General features: G+C 71.5%; 13 protein-coding genes. 5 read left to right on the plus strand and 8 right to left on the minus strand.

The features are described 5' to 3' along the window. The 3 genes from trhA to BLQ62_RS14960 all read right to left on the minus strand — a co-directional run bounded on the left by trhA (position 1) and on the right by BLQ62_RS14960 (position 2124). A complete protein-coding gene (gene trhA, locus BLQ62_RS14950; protein ID WP_068568723.1) occupies positions 1-657 on the minus strand; it encodes a PAQR family membrane homeostasis protein TrhA in 657 nt (218 codons plus the stop codon). Positions 658-704: 47 nt separating this feature from the next. Beyond that, positions 705-1685 (minus strand): carbohydrate kinase family protein, encoded by a 981-nt coding sequence (locus tag BLQ62_RS14955; RefSeq protein WP_068568725.1) that lies wholly within the window; start codon positions 1683-1685, stop codon positions 705-707. A gap of 91 nt (positions 1686-1776) precedes the next feature. Beyond that, positions 1777-2124, minus strand: coding sequence for a HesB/IscA family protein (locus tag BLQ62_RS14960; RefSeq protein ID WP_068530154.1), 348 nt, complete (start codon positions 2122-2124; stop codon positions 1777-1779). Positions 2125-2257: 133 nt separating this feature from the next. Here BLQ62_RS14960 and BLQ62_RS14965 point away from each other — a divergent pair, with 133 nt between their 5' ends. The 5 genes from BLQ62_RS14965 to BLQ62_RS14985 all read left to right on the plus strand — a co-directional run bounded on the left by BLQ62_RS14965 (position 2258) and on the right by BLQ62_RS14985 (position 8014). Then, entirely contained in the window at positions 2258-2944 is a 687-nt protein-coding gene (locus tag BLQ62_RS14965; RefSeq protein WP_068530151.1) for a DUF3043 domain-containing protein, read from the plus strand. Positions 2945-2947: 3 nt separating this feature from the next. Next, on the plus strand, positions 2948-4627 hold the full coding sequence (gene cobT / locus BLQ62_RS14970; protein ID WP_068568727.1) for a nicotinate-nucleotide--dimethylbenzimidazole phosphoribosyltransferase: 1680 nt from the start codon (positions 2948-2950) through the stop codon (positions 4625-4627). A 31-nt stretch (positions 4628-4658) separates the two neighbouring features. Next, positions 4659-5384, plus strand: coding sequence for an adenosylcobinamide-GDP ribazoletransferase (locus BLQ62_RS14975; RefSeq protein ID WP_068568934.1), 726 nt, complete (start codon positions 4659-4661; stop codon positions 5382-5384). 164 nt (positions 5385-5548) lie between these two features. Continuing rightward, positions 5549-6676: a GGDEF domain-containing protein gene (locus BLQ62_RS14980; RefSeq protein ID WP_139184214.1), complete on the plus strand. Its 1128-nt coding sequence runs from the start codon at positions 5549-5551 to the stop codon at positions 6674-6676. A 204-nt stretch (positions 6677-6880) separates the two neighbouring features. Next, positions 6881-8014, plus strand: a complete 1134-nt coding sequence (locus BLQ62_RS14985; RefSeq protein WP_331711126.1) for an oxygenase MpaB family protein — start codon at positions 6881-6883, stop codon at positions 8012-8014. A 60-nt stretch (positions 8015-8074) separates the two neighbouring features. Here BLQ62_RS14985 and BLQ62_RS14990 read toward each other — a convergent pair whose 3' ends face one another. The 5 genes from BLQ62_RS14990 to BLQ62_RS15010 form a co-directional block, all read right to left on the minus strand. Next, positions 8075-9178: a branched-chain amino acid aminotransferase gene (locus BLQ62_RS14990; protein WP_068568731.1), complete on the minus strand. Its 1104-nt coding sequence runs from the start codon at positions 9176-9178 to the stop codon at positions 8075-8077. A gap of 87 nt (positions 9179-9265) precedes the next feature. Then, positions 9266-10366: a glycine cleavage system aminomethyltransferase GcvT gene (gene gcvT / locus BLQ62_RS14995; protein ID WP_068568935.1), complete on the minus strand. Its 1101-nt coding sequence runs from the start codon at positions 10364-10366 to the stop codon at positions 9266-9268. Positions 10367-10376: 10 nt separating this feature from the next. Further along, positions 10377-11627 (minus strand): uracil-xanthine permease family protein, encoded by a 1251-nt coding sequence (locus tag BLQ62_RS15000; protein WP_068530140.1) that lies wholly within the window; start codon positions 11625-11627, stop codon positions 10377-10379. A gap of 20 nt (positions 11628-11647) precedes the next feature. After that, entirely contained in the window at positions 11648-12985 is a 1338-nt protein-coding gene (locus BLQ62_RS15005; RefSeq protein WP_082756930.1) for a D-arabinono-1,4-lactone oxidase, read from the minus strand. Then, positions 12982-14298 (minus strand): alanine racemase, encoded by a 1317-nt coding sequence (locus tag BLQ62_RS15010; protein WP_115391338.1) that lies wholly within the window; start codon positions 14296-14298, stop codon positions 12982-12984. Before BLQ62_RS15010 ends, BLQ62_RS15005 begins: the two co-directional genes overlap by 4 nt. Between the last annotated feature and the right edge of the window lie 27 nt (positions 14299-14325).

The following is a 14325-nucleotide window of genomic DNA, read 5'->3' on the forward strand; positions in this document are numbered from 1 at the left end:
TCAGCGCAGCAGGATGATCCACATCGCCGCGTAGTGGCACAGCGCCGCGACGACCGTGGCGGCGTGGAAGAACTCATGGTGCCCGAAGACGCCGGGCCACGGGTCGGGCCAGCGGGTGGCGTAGAGGATCGCTCCCCCGCTGTAGAGGACGCCGCCGATGGCGAGCAGGATCGCCGCGGTCCAGCCCGCGCCGCGCACCAGGTCGCCCGCGACGGCGACGACCACCCAGCCGAGCGCGATGTACAGCGGCACCCCGACCCACCGGGGCGCGTGCGGCCACAGCAGTTTGAGCGCGACGCCGGCGAGCGCGCCGCCCCAGACGACGGCGAGCACCCACCGGGCGACGCCCGGCGGCAGCGCCAGCACCGCGATCGGCGTGTAGCTGCCGGCGATGAAGACGAAGATCATGCAGTGGTCGGCGCGCTTCATCCAGATCCGCTGCGCCTCGGTCCAGCGCCCGCGGTGGTAGGCGGCACTGACTCCGAAGACGCCGATCACCGTGATCGCGTAGACGAGCAGCGCCCATCCGGCGGCGGCGCCGTACCGGAATCCCGCCACGACGAGCGGCACCCCCAGCGCGGCGGCGCCGAGCGCGCCGAACTGATGGATCACGCCCCGCAGCCGTGGTTTGACCTCAGGTACTCCGGCGATCGTCACGCAACCTACGATACCGTAGGTTACTCGCCGGTAATCGCGATTGTGACCTACAGCGCTGCGAGGATCTCCGCGGCGACCTCGGTGCCGTAGGCCTCGGCGAGGCGCTCGGCGGCGTCCTCCACGTCGTACTCCCAGGCCTGCGGCCCGACGGTCTCGAGCACCTTGACCGCGACGTACGAGCCGAGCTGCCCGGAACGCTCGTAGGACAGGCCCGCCTCCAGGCCGACCAGGAAGCCGGCACGGAAGGCGTCGCCGACGCCGGTGGGGTCGACCCGGCCGCGGTCGGGCACGACGTCGACGTGGATGCGCTGCGGAACTTCGCCGTTGACGACGATCTCGGCGCCCTTCTCGGCGAGGGTGGTCACCCGCACCTCGACCATCTCGGTCAGCCGCTCGGCGCTCACGCCGGTCTTCTGCTGCAGCAGGCCCCACTCGTACTCGTTCGTGAACAGGAACTTCGCACCTTCGACCAGGTCGCGGGCCTCTTCGCCGTTGAGCCGGGCGAGCTGCTGCGAGGGGTCGGCCGCGAACGGGATGCCCGCCTCGCGGCACTGCGCGCTGTGCAGCGTCATCGCGGCCGGGTCGTTCGCGCCGATCACGACGAGGTCGAGGTCGCCGACGGTGGCGGCGACGTCCGCGATGGCGATCTCGCGCGACTCGGCCATCGCGCCGGAGTAGAACGACGCGATCTGCGCCATCTCGGCGTCGGTGGTGCACTGGAAGCGCGCGGTGTGGGCGGTCTGCGAGACCCGGACGGCGCGGGTGTCGACACCCGCATCCTCGAGCCAGGCACGGTAGCCCTCGTCGAAGTCCGCGCCGACCGCGCCGACGAGCACCGGCCGACGACCGAGGCGGGCCATGCCGAAGCTGATGTTCGCGCCGACGCCGCCGCGCTGGAGCACGAGCTCCTCCACGAGGAAGCTCAGCGAGACGTGCGCGAGGTGCTCGGCGAGCAGTTGCTCGGAGAACTTCCCCTCGAAACGCATCAGATGATCGGTGGCGATGGAACCGGAAACGGCGATCGACACGACGAAACCCTCCCGTGGTCGGCGACGGACGTATCCGGTGAGCCTAACCGCGAGAGGGTTTCGGACGCCCCGCGGGCGTCTTATTCGTGCGTCAGTTGAACGAGTCGCCGCAGGCGCACGAGCCCGTGGCGTTCGGGTTATCGATGGTGAAACCCTGCTTCTCGATCGTGTCGACGAAGTCGATCTTGGCGCCGATCAGGAACGGAACGCTCATCCGGTCCACCGACAGGTTCACGCCGCCGAACTCGGAGACCACGTCGCCGTCGAGCGTGCGATCGTCGAAGTAGAGCTGGTACCGGAGGCCGGCACATCCACCCGGCTGCACCTCGATGCGCAGCGACAGGTCGTCGCGACCCTCCTGGTCCAGCAGCGCCTTCGCCTTCGAGGCGGCCGCGTCGGTCAGCACCACACCGGTGGTCTCGGTCTCAGCAGTAGTCATAGGTTCTCCTCACACACGCGCGTCGGTGTCTGGTTCAACGGTACTCCTTCGCCGCGCATTCCCGGGAGTCGCCGTCATCGGCGTCATCACCCGCGTCGTCGTGCACCCCGCGGGATCGAATACCCTGGACGGCGTGAAACTCCCCTGGCAGAAGGCCGACGATTCGACCTCCGAGGTCGCGGAGTCCGCGGCCGCCGACACCGCCGACGAGACCGCAGCGGATCCCCTCGTCAAGCCCGCGCAGACCCCCGGCAAGGGCCGCCCCACGCCCAGCCGCCGGGAGGCGCAGGGCCGCAAGCGCGGCCCCGTCGCCCCCGCGCCGATGACGCGGGCCGAGGCGCGCGCCCGGAAGAAGGAGCTGCGCAACTCCATGAGCAAGGAGGAGCGCAAGGCCGCCGCCGCGGAGCGCCGCACGCAGGCCAACGAGCGCCGCGAGCTCATGATGCAGGGCGACGAGCGCTACCTGCCCGCGCGCGACCAGGGGCCCGTCAAGGCCTACGTGCGCGACCTGGTGGACGCCAAGCGCCACGTCTCGACGATGTTCATCCCGCTGGCCGTCGCTGTCATGGTGTTCATGTTCGTCACGGTCAACATGCCGGAGTTCGCGGGCATCCCGATGCTGCTCCTGCTGGTCATGATCACCGTCATGGCGATCGAGGGCATCCTCACGGGCCGTCGCGTGAACAACCGCGTCCGCGAGCGCTGGCCGGACACCACCGAGACCGGTTTCCGCCTCGGCTGGTACGCCTTCATGCGCTCGACCCAGCTGCGCCGCATGCGCATCCCGCGGCCGCGGGTCAAGCCGGGCGACGCGGTCTAGGCCGTGGCGTTCACCCTCGTTCTCGGCGGGGTCCGCTCCGGCAAGTCCGCCCGCGCCGAGCAGCTGATCGCGGGCTCCGGGTCGCTGGTCCGGTACGTGGCCACGGCACCGCGGCCCGACGGTGACCCCGAGCTCACCGCCCGCGTCGCCGCGCACCGGGATCGCCGGCCCTCCTCGTGGTCGACGGTCGAGACGCAGGATCTGCGTGCGGTGCTGGCGGAGGGCTCGGCCCCCACGCTGATCGACGACCTCGGCGGATGGCTGGCCGCACGCCTGGACGCGGTGGGGTGGGAGACCCCGGACGCCGTGAGCGGCGATCTCGACGGGCTCGTCGCCTCCGTCGCGGCGTACCGGGGCGAGCTGGTGATCGTCAGCCCCGAGGTCGGCCTGTCCGTGGTTCCCGCCACGCACGCGGGCCGCTGTTTCCAGGATCTGCTGGGCGCGCTCAACGCGCGCCTCGCCGCGATCGCGGACCGGGCCGAGCTCGTCGTCGCCGGGATCCCGGTCCCGCTCTCCGGCGCGGCGTCCGCGCTCCCCTCCCCCGACGGTGCGCCCACCCCGAGTCTCGTCAAGGACGTTCCGGCGGTGCCCGCGCCGCCGCCGATCGTGCTCCCGCCGTTCGAGCCGGGCGCCGATCCCCTGTCCTTCCCGCAGCTCTCGCCGCCGGATCCGTTCGTGGCGCGCGAGGCCCGCGACCGCCAGCTGGAGCTGACCAAGCCCGCGGGCTCGCTGGGCCGCCTCGAGCAGCTCGGCGAGTGGGTCGCCGCGTGCCAGGGCGCGTGCCCGCCGAAGCAGTTCGAGCGCGCACGCGTCGTGGTCTTCGCCGGCGATCACGGCGTGGCCGCGGGCGGCGTCTCGGCGTACCCGCCGGAGGTCACCGCGCAGATGGTGGCGAACTTCGCCGCCGAGGGCGCCGCGATCAACGTGCTCGCGGCGCAGGCCGGGGCGAGCGTGCGCATCGAGGACATCGCGGTCGCGGGCGACACCCGCGAGGAGCTCAGCCGCAACAAGATCCGTCGCTCGTCGGGTGACATCGCCATCACCGACGCGATGACCGATGAGGAGACGATCGCGGCGATCGCCGCCGGCCGCCGGATCGCCGACGAGGAGGTCGATTCGGGCGCCGATCTGCTCATCGCCGGCGACATGGGCATCGGCAACACCACGCCCGCCGCGGTACTGGTGGGTGCCCTCACCGAGACGGAGCCCGTGCTGGTCGTGGGCCGCGGTACCGGGATCGACGACAACGCCTGGATGCGCAAGGCCGCCGCGATCCGCGACGGCATGTACCGGGCCCGCCCGCACACCGGAAACCCGAAGGCGTTGCTGCGCACCGTCTCCGGGGCCGACATCGCCGCCATGGCGGGATTCCTGGCGCAGGCCGCGGTGCGGCGCACGCCGGTGATCCTCGACGGTGTGGTCGTCACGGCCGCTGCGCTGGTCGCCAACGACCTCGCCCCGGGCGCGGTGAGCTGGTGGGTCGCGGGGCACAAGAGCCCCGAGCCCGCGCACGCCCTCGCATTGCACCGCCTCGATCTCGAGCCGCTGCTGGACCTGAACCTGAGGCTCGGCGAGGGCAGCGGCGCGGCGCTGGCGCTCCCCCTGGTCCGCTCGGCCGTCGCCGTCCTCGGCGAGATGGCGACCTTCGACGCCGCGGGCGTCTCCGGGAAGGCCGCCGACTGACGTGCGGCACCTCGCCGCCACCGTCGCCTGGATGACGGTCCTGCCCGTTCCCGGCTCGTGGCAGCCGAGCCCGGTCACCCGGGCCGACGGTGCGCGCATCATCGGCCTCGTGCCCGTCTCGGGCGCTCTCGTGGGCGCCCTGGCGGTCGCGGTGGCATGGTCGGCGCACGTCGGGGGCTTGCCGACGGTGCTCGTCGGCGCGCTCGCCGTCGGCGCCGCGGCGCTACTCACCCGCGGCATGCATCTGGACGGGTTCGCGGACTGCGTCGACGGGCTCGGCAGCTACGGCCCACCGGAGCGGGCGCGGGAGATCATGCGCCAGGGCACCGTCGGCCCGTTCGGCGCCGCCGCGCTCGCCCTCCTGCTCATCGCGGAGGCCGCGGCGGTGGGCGCCCTCGCGGACCGCGGGGCGTGGCTCGCGATCGGGGTCGCCGTGGGCGCGGCCCGGGTGGCCGCGGTCCTCGGCTGCCGGCGCGCGTGGGGACCGTCGAACCCGGACGGGTTCGGGGCGCTCACGGCGGGTACCCAGGGGATGACCTCGCAGGCGCTGTGGGTGACCGTCGCACTCGCCGTGGCGATTCCGGTCGTGTCCGGGGCGCCCTGGCAGGGTCCCGCCGCGATCGCCGCCGCACTGCTCCTCTCCACCCTGGCGATGCGCCATTGCGTGCGCCGGTTCGGCGGAATGAGCGGCGACGTCCTGGGTTTCGGAATCGAACTCGCCGGCGTCATCGCACTGATCGGGTTCTGCCTCGGCTGAGCCGGGTCCCGGGGGAGGCGTTCCGTCGATCCATGGAGATCGGTGGCGCGACCCGAAGAGTGCTGCCCGCCACACCCTATGGCGATGCCGCTATACTTCAGCCCGCATCCGACCACCGCAACCCGTGCGCCGTGCCGCGGACGTGACCGCCCCGAGGAGCTGCCTTGAAGTACGGCGATTCACCACGGGGGCTCGACGGGAGCGGACGGAACACACCGACCGGAGCCGGAGCAGCCGGCTACTCGCAGTTCTACGAACTGGTTCACCGGAATCCGGCTGTTGCCCGGGCCCTACAGCTCCTCATGGCCGCCGGACTACTGATCATGTGCGCGGCCAACGTCGTGATTTCCATCGTCGAGTTCGACTGCATGAGCCGGTCGCAGTTCATGCTCAGCGTCGTCGTCAGCGTTCTGTTGTTGACCTCGAGCGCGTGGTGGCTCCTGGCTCCCTTTCCGAAACGACTACAGGCATTGGCCTTCGTCGCGTTCGCCGACGCGATGGTTCCGCTCACGGTCCTCTCGATGTGCGACAGCGTCAACCGGATCGGACCGGTCAGCCTGTCCCTGCCGACGGCACTCTTCATCGCCTTCACGCTCGGCGAGTTCGCGATGCTCTGTCACCTGTTGGCCACCGGGACGACCTTCGCCTGGGTGGTGGTGTGCTGGCCGGCGACGGGCGCACCGTCGAGGTGGGAGTCAGCGCCCCTGCTGGGGGCGATACTGTTCGTGACGGTCGCGGTTCCGGCCGTCATGCAGGTCATGGTGCGATTGGGCCGCCCCGAGGCATCGGCCCTCACGAACGAATCACGCCGCGATCCACTGACGAACCTGCACAACCGCCGAGCGTGGGAGAGCCTCGCACCACGATTGCTGCGCAGAGCGACGACGGGAGACCGCGTCGTAGTCGCCCTCATCGACATCGACAGGTTCAAGACCTTCAACGACCTGCTGGGGCATTCCTTCGGAGACTCGGTCCTCCGCGCGACCGCCATGAAATTGACGGCGGTGTCACCGTCGGCGCTCGTATGTCGCTACGGCGGTGATGAATTCGTGACCGCATGCCGCGTACGCGAGGACGAGGTCGAGGAGTTCGTCGCGCGGTGCGCGGAGCCCGCCGTCCACCAGGGCCGGCGGGTACTGGTGAGCGTGGGGGCGGCGCACGCTCCGGTGGCCGCCGATATCGACAGGCTGATCGTGGCACTGTTCGAATCGGCGGACCGCGCCCTCCTCGGGGTCAAGGCGAAAGGCGGCAACGGATCCGCCGTCGTCGACTACATCGAGACGGGAAGGTAGCGCCGCGGCAGGACTCCGGGGGCGCGTACCCGCCTCACGGTGGAAGGCCCGCACCTGATCTCCGGCCCCGGTCGGCGGGACGGGGACTCGACAACGAACGTTGTCAGGAGTAGACACAGAAGTGTGACGACCGTCGACACCCCGAGGCCCATCCCCGCCCGCCACCCCGCACGCCCCCGGCGGGTTCCACCGGGGATCCGACTGGTGAGCGTCTTCCTCCGGCTCCCGGAGCCCACCGACGCGGAGTTCCGGCGTTTCGGCGAGCTGCTGACCGTGGGCGATGCGCCGATGGACGAGCTCGTCGACTGGATCTACGAGGATCGCGACGCCCGTCGACCGATGTTCGACCGCGCCCTCAACGAGGGCATCGCATCCGTGCCCGAGGCTCCCGCGATCCTGCGGGAGTTCTTCGAGGACATGGAGACGGCCCCCGACTGGGTGGACTGGGACAAGATCCTGGTCGGCGGCCAGCTCCTGCGCAGCGGCGGGGCGGACGGCTTCGCCATCGCGCGCGACGTGGCGCTGATGGGCGGCTACCTATTCTCCGGCTTCAATCAGACCCTGCTGCGCACCGGTGCGCTCGAGAAGGGCTCGAACAAGCGGTTCGCGGAGACCTCGCAGTGGGCGCTCGACGTGATCGTCCCCGACGGTCTGCGCCCCGGCGGCCCCGGCTACCGATCCACGCTGCACGTCCGCTTCATCCACTCGATCGTCCGCCGGCACGTGATGGCGCTCCCGGACTGGGACTACGAGACCTACGGACTGCCGATCAACCAGACCGACATGGCGGCCACGCTGGTCGGCGCCCTGATCGCACCGGTCACCACGGGGACCGGCCTCGGCATGTTCGCCCGACCCAGCGAGTACGAGGCCACCGCGCACCTGACGCGGTACGTCGGCCGCCTGATGGGCGTGCACGACGACTTCCTGCCGCACAGCTTCCGGGACAGCCTGCGGATCCTGTTCCAGACCTCGCGCGCGCTCTCCACCCCCGACGAGACGAGCAAGTCGCTCGCGCGGCCGATGGCCGACGACCCGCTGCGCTGGCGCTACGGGCAGCTCAGCGGGATCCGCCGCCGGATCGCCCGCTCGCAGCACCTGTCGATCGCGACCGCGTTCCTCGGCACGGCCGCGATGAAGGAGCTCGGCGTCCCGTCGGCCCTCCCCTGGTATCCCGCGCTCCGCATCCCTCTGCACCTGCTCGAATCGGCGCTCGGCCAGCTCCCCGGCGGCCGCGAACGCGCCGCCCGGCGCGGCGACGCCAGCCAGGCGAAGTTCATGCGCATGCTCAACGAGGACGCCACCATCGGCCACTCCGCCCAGCACGTCACGCACTGATACCAGTGAGCGCGAACGGCCCGCACCGGATCCGGTGCGGGCCGCGCGTGAAGCGGGGAATCAGCCGAGGGTGTGCATCCAGCCGTGCTTGTCCTCGACGGTGCCGCGCTGGATGCCGGTGAGGGTCTCGCGCAGGGCCATGGTGATCTCGCCGGGCTCGCCGTCGCCGATGGTGAAGTCCTCCGACGCGCCCTTGACCCGCCCGACGGGCGTGATGACCGCGGCGGTGCCGCAGGCGAAGACCTCGGTGATGGCGCCGGACGCGACGCCCTCGTTGAGCTCGGTGACGGTGATCCGCCGGACCTCGGTCTCGAAGCCGGCGTCGCGCGCGACCTGCAGCAGGGAGTCGCGGGTGATGCCGGGGAGCAGGGTGCCGGTCAGCTCCGGCGTGACGATGCGGGCCTGCGAGCCGGAGCCGAAGACGAAGAACAGGTTCATCCCGCCCATCTCCTCGATCGCCTCGTGCTCGAGGGCGTCGAGCCACACGACCTGGTCGCACCCCTGCTGCGCGGCCTGGGCCTGCGCCACGAGCGAGGCGGCGTAGTTGCCGCCGCACTTGGCGAAGCCCGTGCCGCCGGGCGCGGCGCGCACGTACTCCCGCGAGAGCCACACGGAGACCGGCTTGACGCCGCCCGCGAAGTACGCGCCGGCGGGCGAGGCGATCACCAGGAAGCGGTAGCTGTTCGACGGCTTGACGCCGAGGGTCTCCTCGTCGGCGAAGATGAACGGCCGGAAGTACAGGGCCTCCTCGCCACCGGCGGCGGGAACCCACTCGCCGTCGACGGCCACGAGCTGCTTGAGGGAATCGACGAAGAGGTCCTCGGGCAGCGGCGGAATCGCCAGGCGCTCGGCGGAGCGCTGGAAGCGCGCGGCGTTGGCCTCGGGCCGGAACGTGGCGACGGAACCGTCGGGCTGGCGGTAGGCCTTGAGTCCCTCGAAGATCTCCTGCGCGTAGTGCAGAACCGAGGCGGACGGCTCCATCGGGATGGGGCCGTAGGGCAGCACCTCCGCGTCGTGCCAGCCCTTCTCCTCGCTCCAGCGGAGCGAGACCATGTGATCGGTGAAATACCTGCCGAATCCCGGGTTCGCCAGGATCTCGGAGCGCTCAGCCGCAGAGCGGGGGTGGTCGTTGCGGGTGAGGGCGAAGGCCGTGCCAGTTGTCATGGGAGACGATTCTACGACCCGCGCTCATCCGCGCGGGCCGTACCAATCAGTAGGAACCCCGAGTATTTTCTCGGGGCGCCCGCGGACCTACTTCGTGTTCGCCTCGACGAACGGCGGCAACACGACCTCGCACTCGATGGCGCGGCCGCGCACGTCCACGCTCACCGGCGTCCCCTTCTCGACGCCCGCCGCGGAATCGATGAGCGCCAGGGCGATTCCGGTCTTCAGCGAGGGGCTGAAGGTGCCCGACGTGGTGGTGCCGATCGGCGCACCGTCGGCGGAGAGCACCGTCAGGTCGGCGCGCAGCACGCCCTTGCCGGTGGCGCGCAGGCCCCAGAGACGCCGGGCCGGGCCGGCCTCCTTCTCCGCCAGCAGCGCCTCCCGGCCGACGAACTCCGGCTTCTTCCAGCCGACGGCCCAGCCCGCGCGCGCCTGGACCGGGGTGATGTCGACGGTGAGCTCGTGCCCGTGCAGCGGGTAGCCCATCTCGGTGCGGAGGGTGTCGCGCGCGCCGAGGCCGGCGGGCTGGCCGTCGCGGGACGTGATCTCGGGCAGCAGCGCCCGGAAGACGGTCTCGGCGTCGTCCCACGCGGGGATGAGCTCGTAGCCGTGCTCGCCGGTGTAGCCGGTGCGGCAGACGCGCACGGGGGTGCCGTTCAGCGACGCGTCCTCGTAGGCCATGTACTCCATGTCGGTGGGCAGACCGACGGCCTGCAGCACCTCCGCCGACTTCGGGCCCTGCACGGCCAGCACGGCGTAGTCGCGGTGCTGATCGGTGACGGTGATCCCCTCCGGGGCGCGCTCGCGCAGGTGCGCGACGACGGCGGCGGTGTTCGCGGCGTTGGGCACGAGGAAGAGTTCGTCGTCGGAGACGTAGTAGACGATGAGATCGTCGATCACGCCGCCGGATTCGTTGGTGCACAGGGTGTACTGGGCCTTGCCGGGGTGGATCTTGCCGAGGTCGGCCGAGAGCACGCGGTTGACGAAGTCCTTGGCGCCGGGCCCGACGACGGTGGCCTTGCCCAGGTGGCTGACGTCGAAGATCCCGACGGCCTCGCGGACGGCGGTGTGCTCACCGACGGTGCCCGCGTACTTGACGGGCATCGACCAGCCGCCGAACGGCGCGAACGCCGCCCCCAGCTCGGTGTGCACGGCGTTCAGGGGTCCCTCGATCAGCGTCTCACTCATGCCCGGCACTCTAGTCCAGGGCCGCGCTGCCGGACCGCCCCAACAGGCGCATCCCCTGATAGATGACGATCGCGGCGACCGAACCGAGGGCGATGCCGGTGAAGGTGACGTCGCCGAGCGACCAGGTGAAATCGGCGATGCCGATGATGAGCGGGACCGCCGCGGTCAGCTGATTGATCGGCTGCGAGAAGTCCACGCGGGCCTGCACCCAGATCCGTACGCCGAGAATGCCGACGAGGCCGTAGAGGGCCGTCGTGATGCCGCCCAGGACGCCGGGCGGGATCGACGCGATCACCGCGCCCACCTTCGGCGAGAGGCCGAGCAGGATCGCCGCCACGCCCGCGACCCAGTACGCGGCGGTCGAGTAGACGCGGGTCGCCGCCATCACGCCGATGTTCTCCGCGTAGGTCGTGGTCGCCGAGCCGCCGCCCGCGCCCGCGAGCACCGTCGCCACCCCGTCCGCGGCGATCGCCCGGCCCATCACGGGGTCGTAGTCCTCCCCCGTCATCTGGGCCACGGAGCGCACGTGGCCGACGTTCTCCGCCACCAGCACCAGGACCACGGGCAGGAACATCGGCAGCACGGCCCAAGAGAACGACGGGGCGTGGAACTCCGGGAAGCCGATCCACGGGGCCGCGGCGATCCGCGAGGTGTCCACCTCGCCCCGGACGGACGCGACCACGTAGCCGATGAGCACGGAGGTGAAGATCGCGAGCCGGCCGAGCATCCCCTTGAACAGGGCGAGGGACAGGATGAGGCAGACCAGGGTGACGGTGGCCGTCACGGCCGCCTTCTCGTAGTTCGCCTTGGCGGCCGGGGCCAGGTTGAGGCCGATCAGCGCGACGATCGCGCCCGTCACGACGGGCGGCATCAGCTTCTCGATCCACTCGGTGCCCACGAGGTGCACCACCCCGCCGACCAGGATCAGCAGCGCGCCCACCGCGACGATCCCGCCCAGCGCCGACCCCATCGACTGCGAGGCCGTCGCCGCGGTGATCGGCGAGATGATCGCGAAGCTCGAGCCCAGGTAACTGGGCAGCCGGTTCCCGGTGATGAGCAGGAACAGCAGGGTGCCCACGCCCGAGAACAGCAACGTGGTGGCCGGCGGGAAGCCGGTGAGCACGGGCACGAGGAACGTCGAGCCGAACATCGCCACGACGTGCTGCACGCCGATGCCCAGCGTCTTGGGCCAGCTCAGCCGCTCGCCGGGCCCCACCACGCCCGCACCGTCAGTGGTCGGCGTCCAGCCGAATGTCTTCATGGCGGGCAATCATGCACGAGTCAGCGACCGAGCACGGCGTCCAGGTGGTCGTTGGCGAAGACGCGGTCCGGGTCGAGTTCGTCGCGCACGGCCAGGAACTCGTCGAACCGCGGGTACGCGGTACGGAAGAACTCGGCGGTGCGGGTGTGCATCTTGCCCCAGTGCGGGCGCCCGCCGTGTTCGATCATGATCCGCTCGACCTCGTCGAAGTAGTCGCTGGGCGCATCGCGCACGTACCGGTGCGCGGCGATGTACCCGCTCTGCCGGCCCGAGGCGGTCGAGAGCATCAGGTCGTCGGCCGCGGCGACGCGGACCTCGATCGGGAAGGTGAGGTTCCAGTCGCGCTTGTCGGTGGCGGCCTTGAGTTCACCGAACGCGGCCATGGTGTTCTCCAGCGGCACAGCCCATTCCGTCTCCCGGAAGCGCACCGCGCGCTCGGTGGTGAGCACGTTCGCCGAGTAGTCGGTCTCGGTGTGCTCCGAGAGCATCGACGTGGCGAGCGAGACCAGCCGCGGCGTCAGCGCGGGGACCGCGCGCCCCACCTCGCACACGGCGAGCAGCGCGCCGGTGCCCACGACGGTGTCGTCGACGAACCGCCGCACGGTGCCGATCGGCTTGCGCTTGTAGTCGCCCGGGCGCCGGATCTGGGATTTGGTGAGCGTGCGATCGGAGCCGGGAAACCAGAAGAACTCGAAGTGGTCCACGCCGCGCACGCGCTCGTCGAAGCCGTCCACCGTCTCCGCCAGCGACAGCGGAGCCTCGGTGGCCTCGAGCACGAACCGATCGACGCACTGCAGGGTCACCTCGACGAGGATCCCGAGCGCGCCGAGCCCGAGGGCGACGGCCTGCAGGCGCGGGTCGTTCTCGCCGACGGTGACCACCTCCCCGGTCCCGGAGACCAGGGTGGCACCGACGACCTGGGTGGCGATGCCCCCGAAGGCGAGGCCGGTGCCGTGGGTGCCGGTGGAGATGGCGCCGGCGACGGTCTGCCGGTCGATGTCGCCGAGGTTCGCCATGGCGAGGCCGTAGGGCTCCAGCAGGGCGGGCACCTCGTGCAGGTGCGTCCCGGCGCGCAGCGTGACCCGCTTGGCCGCGACGTCGACGGTGACGAGCCCGCCCTGGTGATCCGGGGCGAGCGCCACGTCGCGCGGCGCGGCGATCGCCGTGAAGGAGTGCCCGGCACCGACGGCCTTGACCGTGCCGCCGCGCTCGCGCGCCCGCTCGACGGTGCGCACCACGTCCTCGATGCTGCCCGGCCGGGAGACGTACGACGGGAAGGCGGAGGCCGTGCGGCCCCAGTTGCGCCACTCCCCGACCTTCCCCGTCAACTGATCCAACCCCGGAATCCACTTGTTCACAGGAAGCACTTCCCCTCGCCTCGATAGGTCGGCAGCGTGCCGTGCACGGCACCGTCGTACACGATCACCAGATCGTCCGCATGTTCGGCCGGCTCTCCGGCCTTGGTGTGCCGGAACCAGATCCGGTCGCCGAGCGAGATCAGCGCGGCGCCCTCCCCGGTGACGGGGGTCTGCACCTCGCCCGCCCCCTCGCGTCCGACGAGTGCGAGCCCCTCGGGCCACACGGGCCGCGGCAGCCGATCGGCGCCCGCGGCGCCGGAGGCGATCCAGCCGCCGCCGTGGCAGGTCACCGTCTTCGGGTCGGGGCGCCGCACCACCGCCAGGCCGAAGCCCATCGCGGGCGCGGGCCGGAAGTGCGAGTACCCGTCGAACAGGTGCGGGCCGAAGAGGCCGCTGCCCGCGGCGATGTCGGTCACGTTCGGGTCCTCGGCGTTGCGCTCGAGCGAGCCGGTGCCGCCGCCGTTGACGAACTCGAGATCGGCGATCCGGCGCAGGTCCGTGAGGATCTCGCTGCGGCGCGCGACGAGCTCGTCCCACGAGGCGCGCTGCATGGTGCGCAGCAGCGCGCCGGCGCCCGGGCGTCGGATGCTCAGATCGCCCACCCCGGCGATCTGGGCGTCGTAGGTCATCACGCCCACGAGGCGGAATCCCTTGCGCCCCGCCACCGTCGCAGCAAGCACGGAGGCCTGCTCCCGGGTGCGCACCGGCGACCTGCGTGCGCCGATCGCGCCCAGCGCCGGCGCGTGGAACGAGGCGTCGACGTCGATGCACACCCGCACTTCGGGGCGGCGGCTCGGCGGGACCGCGGCGTCGATCAGGTCCAGTTGCTCGGCGTCGTCGATCATCAGCGTCACGCGCATCGCGGCCGACGGGTCCGCCGCCAGGGCCGCGATCGCGGCGAGGTCCGCGCTCGGGTACGCGACGAGCACATCGGTGCAGCCGGGGCGGACCTCGCCGCGGTGATCGACGCCGTCCGCCGCGAGCCAGTGCGCCTCCGCCACGTCGTAGGCGAGGACGCCCGCGTAGCCCGGCACGCGCAACAGCGCGTCGAGCACGGGCCGGGAGCGGATCGACTTGGAGGCGACCCGAATGGGCTTGCCCGCGGCACGACGGAGCATGTCGGCCGCGTTGTGCCGGAGCGCGTCGAGATCGGCCGCCAGGATCGGAGCGTCCAGTCCGTGCACGGCGGCGTCGATGCCCGCCCAGTACGACGCGGGATCGATCTCCCAGCGCCGGTCCGCCGATGCCGGCGGCGCCGCCAGATCCAGTTCGTCCGCGCCAGTCGCGCTCTCGCCCGTGCCGTTCCCCGTCATGGGCACCGATCGTACGTGCGCAGTGCC

It is taken from the genome of Tsukamurella pulmonis (assembly GCF_900103175.1).
Taxonomy (GTDB): domain Bacteria; phylum Actinomycetota; class Actinomycetes; order Mycobacteriales; family Mycobacteriaceae; genus Tsukamurella; species Tsukamurella pulmonis.